6 protein-coding genes and 1 pseudogene are annotated in these 8,481 nt (G+C 67.3%); 5 read left to right on the plus strand and 2 right to left on the minus strand.

All coding sequences use genetic code 11. The features are described 5' to 3' along the window. Positions 1-166: 166 nt before the first annotated feature. From AB0C30_RS37190 to AB0C30_RS37210, 5 genes are all read left to right on the plus strand, one after another. Complete coding sequence (locus AB0C30_RS37190; RefSeq protein ID WP_357952855.1) at positions 167-2,536, plus strand: protein kinase; 2,370 nt, start codon at positions 167-169, stop codon at positions 2,534-2,536. A gap of 2 nt (positions 2,537-2,538) precedes the next feature. Further along, a complete protein-coding gene (locus tag AB0C30_RS37195; RefSeq protein ID WP_357952856.1) occupies positions 2,539-4,728 on the plus strand; it encodes a serine/threonine-protein kinase in 2,190 nt (729 codons plus the stop codon). A 217-nt stretch (positions 4,729-4,945) separates the two neighbouring features. Continuing rightward, positions 4,946-6,172: a DUF6236 family protein gene (locus AB0C30_RS37200; protein ID WP_357952857.1), complete on the plus strand. Its 1,227-nt coding sequence runs from the start codon at positions 4,946-4,948 to the stop codon at positions 6,170-6,172. Positions 6,173-6,203: 31 nt separating this feature from the next. After that, complete coding sequence (locus tag AB0C30_RS37205) at positions 6,204-6,326, plus strand: hypothetical protein (RefSeq protein ID WP_357952858.1); 123 nt, start codon at positions 6,204-6,206, stop codon at positions 6,324-6,326. Between the two features lie 530 nt (positions 6,327-6,856). After that, positions 6,857-7,012: a peptidoglycan-binding domain-containing protein gene (locus tag AB0C30_RS37210; protein WP_357952859.1), complete on the plus strand. Its 156-nt coding sequence runs from the start codon at positions 6,857-6,859 to the stop codon at positions 7,010-7,012. 11 nt (positions 7,013-7,023) lie between these two features. Here the strand turns inward: AB0C30_RS37210 and AB0C30_RS37215 are convergent, their stop codons facing one another. Both AB0C30_RS37215 and AB0C30_RS37220 read right to left on the minus strand, forming a co-directional pair. Beyond that, on the minus strand, positions 7,024-8,220 hold the full coding sequence (locus AB0C30_RS37215) for a pentapeptide repeat-containing protein (RefSeq protein WP_357952860.1): 1,197 nt from the start codon (positions 8,218-8,220) through the stop codon (positions 7,024-7,026). 156 nt (positions 8,221-8,376) lie between these two features. After that, a pseudogene (locus AB0C30_RS37220) lies at positions 8,377-8,481 on the minus strand (IS5/IS1182 family transposase); the annotation flags it as partial.

The following is an 8,481-nucleotide window of genomic DNA, read 5'->3' on the forward strand; positions in this document are numbered from 1 at the left end:
GTGAGTCGCCGGACCCGTCGATCACCCCATCGGTATCGGAAACGGTCACCGCTCCGGCCACCGGCTCCTCCTGAGCCCCGGATCGCTGGCAACCCCTGCAATTCCTGGCGGCAAGTCACCATAATTGGTGATCTACGGCCTGGTTGTGCCGGGAGGAGAAATCCGGATGCCGGAGTTCGAACCGCTGCGCGAGGAAGAGCCCGTCCAGGTGGGTATGTACCGGCTGATCGGGCGGCTGGGCCCGGACGTCTTCGTCGGCACGCCGAACCCCGCCGGAACGGATGAATCGCCGCCCCCGCCGTCGCCGCCGGAGTCGGAGGTTGAGTCGGCTCCGCCGCCGTCATCGGCGGAACTCGTCGTGGTGAAGCTGCTACACCCGGAGATCGACCAGGAGCGCTTCCTGCGCCTGATCGAGCCCTTCCAGGAGGTCTCCGCCTTCTGTACGGCCCAGGTGCTCGGGTCTGGACTGCACGACGGCCGGCCGTACGTGGTGAGTGAGTACATCGACGGCCCCACGCTGGAGCGGACGACCGCGACGGGCACCCGGCTGCGGAACACGGCGCTGCACCGGCTCGCCGTCGGGACCGTCACCGCGCTGGTGGCCATCCACCAGGCGAACGTCGTCCACGGCGACATCCGGCCGGGCAACGTGGTGCTCGGCCCAGACGGGCCGCGGCTGATCAACTTCGGCATCGGCCGGGCGATGGCGGGCACGGCGTCCGCCACGACCCGCAAGGTGGACGTGCCCGCCTTCACCGCGCCCGAACGGCTCGGCGGGGCCGCCGCCGAGCCCCCGGCCGACCTGTTCTCGTGGGCGGCGACGTTGGTGTCGGCGGCGTCCGGCCGCTCTCCCTTCGACGGCGGCTCGATGGCGGGCACGGTCAACCGGATCACCAACGGCGAGCCCGACCTGCCCGACCTCGGGGACCTGCGCGATCTCGTGGTGGCCTGCCTGTCGAAGGATCCCGCCTCGCGTCCCACATCGAGTGAGGTGCTGCTGCGGCTGGTCGGGGAGACCAACTTCCTGACCGCCCGGCTGCCGCCACCGTCCGGGCTGCCCTACAACCTGCCGCCGCCACGGTTACCACCTGACTCGCAGCCGCGGCCTTCCTCCTCCCTGGATTCGCCGCCACCCTCGCAGTCGCCCTCGTCGCAGTTGCCGCCGCCGTCGCCGTGGCGGCCGTCGTCGGCCGGGCAGGCACTGGAGTGGCCGGGGCCGACCGGGCAGGTACCGGAAGGGCGGGCGTTGGACGGTCGAGAACCGGACGGGCTTGAGCGGCAGGGGGCGGACGGTCGAGGGCCGGATGGGCTTGAGCGGCATGGGGCAGGTGGGCGGGCGTCGGACGGTGTCGCGGCGGCGCTGCCCGCACGGCGGGGCCGGGGAGTGCTGATCGCTGTGGCCGCGTTCGTCGCCGGGGCGCTGGTGTCGGGCATCGGCGTCTACGCGCTGACCGGCCAGCGGCTCGTGGCGGCCTCCGGCCCGGCCGCACCCCGTTCGGCTTCGGCCGGTCCCGTCAGCCCCGGTCCCGTCAGTTCCGGGGCTGTTGGCTCCGGTCCCGTACGGTCTGGTGCCGCGTCGGGTGCGCCCACCTCGGTCATCACCGCCGCGCCCCCGATCACCCCCAGCGTGACCAGCGCGCCGGTCGCCAGCGTCGCGCCCAAGGCCGACAAAGACGTCAAGCTGGCCGACGTCGACGCCATCCTGCACGAGAACTCCGCCGACCCCGTATGGCTGGCCGCCTACCTCCAGGTCAAGAGCCCGTACAAGGCGTTCGCCAGGGACAGGTCCGGCCAGTTCAAAGAGGTCGGGCTGGCCGAGGAGCCGCGCCTGTCACCGACGGGCGACTGGGTGGCGCTCAACCCGTGGGTCAAGTTCCAGAGCTCCGACATGGATCAGGTGCGGTTCACCAATCTGAACACCAAGGAGTCCTTCACCGTCAACACGGTGAAGAAGCCCGCGCAGACCTGGTCCCCAGCCTGGTCGCGGGACGGCAGGCGGCTGCTGCTGTCGGTCTCGAACGCCAAGCGGACGTTGATCACGGGCTTCGCGGTCATCGACGTCCAGGCGCGGACGGCCACCGTCGTGGAAGCGCAGTACAAGGACGCCAGCAGCCTGCCGTTCGCGTTCACCCCGGACGGCAAGATCGCCAGAGGCTATAGCGCCACCAAGAGTCAGGGCATCGAGACGTACGACATGTCGGGCAAAGTCATCCACAGCATGCACTGGGTGGGCAGGCCTCGCGACGTCTCCTGGTATTCCCCGTCGGGCAAGCAGTTCATGACGGTCTGCCCCAATAACAAGGAGATCTGCATCTGGGACGCCACGACCGGTGACCGCACGGCCACCGTGCCCGGCGTCAAGGACGACTCCTACGTGCTCGGCTGGTTCAACGAGGACAACATCCTCGTGCAGGAGTCCGCCAAGAAGGGAAGGGCCCACGTCGAGATCGTGGACTTCCTGGGCGAGGTCAAGCGCGTCCTCGCGGACGTCGCCCCGAACAACAGCGCCCGGCAGTTCGCGCCCAAGGCTCCGTGACCATGGAACCGCGCCCTTTGCTCGCGGGCGACCCCGCCCAGGTGGGGCCGTACCGCGTCGCGGGCCGGCTCGGCCAGGGCGGCCAGGGGGTCGTCTATCTCGGCGAGTCGGCAGCGGGGGAGCGCGTCGCGATCAAGCTGCTGACACACGCGACCGGGGATGAGGGGCGGGCGGGGTTCGCCAAGGAGATCGAGCTCGCGCGACGGGTCAAGGCGTTCTGTACGGCGACCGTGCTGGCGACCGGCGAACTGAACGGCGTGCCGTACGTCATCAGCGAGTACGTCGACGGGCCCTCCCTCGCCAGAGTGCTCGCCGAGCGGGGCCCGCTGCGGCCGGCCGAGCTGCGCCGCCTGGCGATCGGCAGCCTGACCGCGCTGACCGCCATCCACCAGGCCGGGGTGGTGCACCGGGACCTCAAACCGGGCAACGTACTGCTCGGCAGGGACGGTCCCCGGGTGATCGACTTCGGCATCTCCCGGGCGCTGGACTCCAGTGAGCTCACCGGCGAGCATCTGGTGGGCACGCCGCCGTACATGGCTCCGGAGCAGTTCGGCGGCGCCGGCGCCGGGCCGCCCGCGGACCTGTTCGCCTGGGCGGCCACGGTGGTGTGCGCGGCTTCCGGCAAACCGCCCTTCGGCTCGGGAGACCTGCCGTCCGTACTGAACCGGATCCTGTCGGCGGAACCCGACCTCGGCGACCTGCGCGGCGACCTGCGTGACCTGGTGGCCCGCTGCCTGGCCAAGGACCCCGCCGCCCGGCCCACAGCCGCCCGAGCGCTGCTCACTCTGCTCGGCCATCCGGTCCCACCCCAGGGCCTGCTCACCGAGGGCACCAGATCCGCCGCCCCACCCACCCCTGCTCGACTCACCGGCGCCTCGCCCACTACCGCTCCACCCGCTGCCGCCTCACCGTCTGCGACCCCGTCCGGGGGATCGCAGTCCGAGTCGCCGTCTGTGCCGCATTCGGTGCCGCCGGCTTCTGGTGTGCCTTCCGTCCCCTCTGGGCCATCCCCGTCGACGCTGGTTCCGGGTCGGCGCTCCGGGCGGCGGGTGGCGCTGATCGGTACCGCCGCGGTGCTGGTGGCGGCCGCGGCGGTGGCCGTCACGATCAAGCAGGCCGGTACGACCGTCCTGGGCGCCACGGGAACCGGCACCCCAGGGACCAGCGTCACGGGGACCGGAGCCCCAAGGACCGAAGCCCCAGGGACCGGAGCCCCAGCCACCGCTCAGACCGTCGGCCCGTCCTCGACATCGTCCGGCGCGGCGACGGCCGACGACGTGATGCCCACGACCTCGACCACCACGGTGAAGATCCCCGGCACCAAGATCACGTTGCACGAGAACCCCGCCGACCCCGTCTGGGTCAGCTCCGCCTACGGGACCGCGCAGCAGGGCGAGGGTTCTCCCGCCTATGTCCGCGATGCCAAGACCGGCAAATTCCAGTATTTCGGGAACTTCCAGCAGCCGACGGTCTCGCCGCACGGTGCGTACGTGGCCGCCCTGTCCGTCACCACGCTGAGCCGTACCGACTACAACACGATCAGGCTGGTCACGCCGGCCACCGGCGAGGACGTCGAGCTCCGCACCGCGGACAAACCCGGCGACACGATGGACGCGAGGTGGAACGCCGACGGCCGTCACCTGCTCATGACCCTCTTTGCCCGCAAACCGGGCTCGCTGAACATGGCGGGATTCGTGATCGTGGACGCCGCCACCAAGAGCGTCCGGTCCCGCCTGACGACCGGAGGGCGCAAGGGCGGCTATTCCTGGGGCCCGGACGCCTCGACGCTGATGCGCCAGGAGGCGGACGGCGCGATCGCTTTCGTCGGTTTGGACGGCACGGTCATCCGTACGTTCCGCGACAAGGGCGATCTGATGAATGTGGGCACCGCCACGGTGCGCATCGGCACAGGGACCGCTACGGTATTCGCCACTGTCTGCCCGGGCACGCTCAAGGGCACCTGCCTGTGGGACGCGACGACCGGCGCCAGGCGAGCCGTCATACCGAGTGACGAGAGCACGGTCTTCAACGGCTGGCTGGACTCTGAGCACTTCCTCGCCACGGTCACCAAGGCAGGCACCACTCGGCTGGTCCTGGCCGACCTGAACGGCAAGACCCAGCGAGTCCTCGCCGAAGGGCCCGCGACGGAACTCAAGGCGGTCACCCTCTGGTACAGCAGGGCCAGGGCATGAGGTGGCCGCGCCAGGCCGGGGGGACGTCTGGCGCGGCCGGGTTCGCCGGGAGAACACCGACCCATGCCCTGGAGGTGGCCGGCGAGACCCATCGCCATGCAGATCAGCCCCAGCGGATCACCGAGTTCACGGCAGGCGGGGCGCGGGCAGCGCTGCGTGGCCGGCCATTTTCGGAGAAAACCTTTGGTCAGGCACGTCGGCCGAGAGACGATGAAGCGTGCAACGAATCGGCCTCTACTATCCCTACATTCATTTCCGCGATGACCGATGGCTAAAGGCGGCGGCACTGTACTGGCCCGCCATGGCGCGCGTCGTGCCCGCCGGGTACCAGCCAAACGACTCCCCTGTCGCGCGAGCTCTGGCGGACGGGCTCGGCTTCGTCGCAGACGTGGCCCCTGATCAAGCCGCGTCGGCTATAGCTCCGACTTTCGCTCAGGTGATTACGGCGCACGCCGACCGGCTACGTCATCTGCGTCCCCCAAAGCCCGACGCTCTTCCCATCCAGATAGGGCACAGCAACGTCCATGAATGGAGTCATACCGCGGAGCCCGCTGTACTGGAAGTCGATGCGGATGGTGAACCTCTGCCGACAGGCATCATCACCGGGGAAATCGAACCCGCTCTCCGTGAAACGCTGTTCACGGCTGGCCTCGCCTATTTAGGATCACGTATCCAAGGAGGACACGAACATTGGGTCATCGTGCATCCCACACTCGCATGGGCGTACAAATGCGCCCTTACTAAGGAAGTCGCGCGGCAAAGCCTCCTACAGCCCACCACGGACCAGATCGGCACGCAATCCGCGGATCGGGAATGGACAGCAGACCAGATCACCGATGCTCTGCTTGCCTCAACCGGGAAGCAGACCCCCGCCCGGGAGGTGCAGGCCTTAAGCGACAGGCTCGCCTTCTTGGCCCTGCAGGTGGCCATCCCATCCAACCTCAATGACATCCCCACCAAGAAGATCGTCCGGCTCCGTCAGAAGTACGGGGCTGACTTCGACGCGTTCGGTGAACTTGTGACCGCCACCGTTGCCGAGTTGGCCGACGCTCTTGCAGACGTTAAAGACCCCAACGTCCTCGACGTCTATCTCCGGCAGGAAGTGGAGCGGCGATTCGAACGACCCCTGGGAGATCTACGGAAGGCTATGCGAGGCGCTCGTGTTGACTCGGTCCTCGGAGCGCTGAACGTCAAGTTCGAGGTACCGGCTCTTGCCGCCGCCGCTGTGGGCGGAGCCGTCGCCACCGGCCACCCCATCCTCGCAGGCACCGGAGCCGTGTTCGGCCTCTTCGGCGTCGTGCGAGGAGCCAGGAAGGAACGAGCCGAGAAGCTGGCTGCTTCGTCCGTGAGCTACCTGTTGCATGTCGGCAAGCTAGAGCCGAAGTCGTTGCTCAACAAGGTGGCCAGTGATTTTGCGAGCCCAGTTCGGCGACAGTTGCCGTAACCGCGCTCAGATGTAGGCGAGCCTGAGCGACGTGCGGGCAGCGCCCGTCGAGCTGACACGGCACGGCTGGGTCGCAAGCGTCGAACGGCGCGACGGGCGAGGGCGGCGGCTGCCGGACGGGCTGTTCGTGGCGGCCCCAACCGTGCCGGGGTGACGAGGAAGAGGCCCAACCTAGAGAAGAGCTGGGTCCCTTCCGTGCGTCTATGGGTGGCGCCTGAAACAGCCGAGCAGCCCCCACAAAACGGCGCCGCCGGCGGCGAGGCCAGTTAGGAGTGCGGCGGGCCACGTGGAGCCGTCCGCGAGCATGAGAGCAGTCGCGATGCTGGTGGAGGCGACTATCGCGAGCGCTATAAGAAGCGCACGTTGCAGGTCCATACGAACCAACTCCTGTCCGACGAAGAACCCCATCCGAAGCAGGCTCCATGCGCGGCATGCGCAGTGGACGCCGTCCGGGGTGGATCCAGTAGGAGAAGGCCCTCTACCTGGCACGATACGGGGCCTTGCCGTACGAGCCCACGTTTTCGCGCAGTTTTGCCATTGGCGTGTCCCAACGAAAACGCGCCCTACCGACGCTGGGCACCGGCATGCTCACGACCAAGCCAACCTGCGGTCACGACATATGACAGGACCGAAGCGAGGATGATCCGCTGCGCTGGCATGTCAAGACGCTGTTCTACCTGCTGCATGCGCGAGGGGGCCGGGCTGAACGGCGGCATCGCCGAGACGGTGTTCGGCGATGCGACGAACGACGCGCTGTGCCAGTTTCAGAAGGCCGCGAAGTTGGCGGTGGATGGTGTGTGCGGGTCGAAGACATGGGCGGCGCTGCTGCGAGTGTCATGAACAAGGAGAGATCAGAACTGAGTCGTGGCGTCCGTTCGTGCCTGCTTGCGTATCTTGTCGGGCGTCACCCCGCGTACACCTCTGAGGTCCGCACCTCTGAGGTCCGCGCCGGTCAAGGTCGCGTTGGTCAAGACCGCGCCAGATAGGTCCGCGTCCGCCAAGATCGCATTTGTGAGATCTGTGCCTGTCAGGTTGGCGTCGGAAAAGGCCGCACTGGTCAGGTCCGCAGCGTAGAAGGTTGCACCGGTCAAATTCGCGTCGATCAGCCAGACATTCGTGGCATTCACACGGCTGATGTTCGCATCGGTCAGATCGGCGCTGATCAGGTTAGCGCTAGTCAGGTTCGCGCCGGTCAGGTCCGCTTCGGAAAGCATCGCTTCGGACAGATCCATGCCATTCCAAACTGCTCCCATGAATCGTGCTGTCCGAAGAGGGGAGCGGAGCCCAAGGCTGCCGTTGTCGACGAGGTGCACTTGTCTCAGCACTTTTAGGGCCGCAACTAAATCGACCCCGGTGTGCCACGGAGTGATGGTCCTAGGCTCGCGAATATCTTGCGATCGCTCAAGGTCTTCGCGGTCATGTTCCAAGGTGTATACCGTCACGACTTGCTCGATAGTAGAAGCGTCTGGAGGAGAATCTTTGGCAACCCTGGCGAGCGCATATAAGCCGCCGACGCGGACCTCCATCGGCTTGTCTTTGCCGATTGACTCAACTGCCTTGGTGTAGCGGTCCGTGATTTGCTGCTGTTGCGTGGTTCGAAGGGTTTCCTGGCCCGTGTCGTATGTCCGCGCAGTGTAGACGAGACCGCCACCAGTGAAGATGAGGCCGAGTAGTACGCCGATCGACGTGAGGTGCTGCCAAGGTCGCTGCCGGCGGGCGTCGTACATCTCTTGCCGCTTCTCAATGGGCAATCTGTCGAGTTCTTCCTGAGTGGGTGGGGTGACGCGCGGCCTCCTTCGTCTCTTTGGCCGAACCTCCGGAGGAGGGGTGGGTGATTCTAGGGCCGGTTTCGGCCGTGCCAGGTTTCGGAAGGTCCGGGTCACCTTGGCCTGCGGCTTCCGCGTCGGTGAGACGTCTGCCGTCTGTGCGGGTGGCGGCAGGCGAAGGGTGGACTCGTCCTGGCTGGTCATGGTCGGACGGTAGCTGAAGAAGTCGGTTGCCGACCATGATCCGTGAAGTAACGGCTTGTCGAGCTGGTTGAAGATCAAGAAGTCTAGGCTCTTGCCGAGCGGCGGGGTCTTTCGCATGCCGGGAGGCATTCATGAAGGTAGGCCGGTACGCCAAGACCATCGTCGCCGCGCTGTTCGTCGCGATCGTGCCTGTGAACGGGGGCGGTGTCCGACGACGTGTTCACTGAGCCCTTTTCATCCTGAGCGGCCTTCTTCTACGAGCTGCAGCACGAGGTTCGCCTGCACGAGCGCGGTCGTGCGATGCGGACAACAGCGCAGCCTGGTGAGCACCTTCCAGGA

This window comes from Nonomuraea sp. NPDC048901, from assembly GCF_040649695.1.
Taxonomy (GTDB): domain Bacteria; phylum Actinomycetota; class Actinomycetes; order Streptosporangiales; family Streptosporangiaceae; genus Nonomuraea.

Coding starts and splice junctions, on each gene's coding strand:
- AB0C30_RS37190 (WP_357952855.1), top strand. CDS start 167: ATGCCGGAGTTCGAACCGCTGCGCGAGGAAGAGCCCGTCCAGGTGGGT.
- AB0C30_RS37195 (WP_357952856.1), top strand. CDS start 2,539: ATGGAACCGCGCCCTTTGCTCGCGGGCGACCCCGCCCAGGTGGGGCCG.
- AB0C30_RS37210 (WP_357952859.1), top strand. CDS start 6,857: ATGCGCGAGGGGGCCGGGCTGAACGGCGGCATCGCCGAGACGGTGTTC.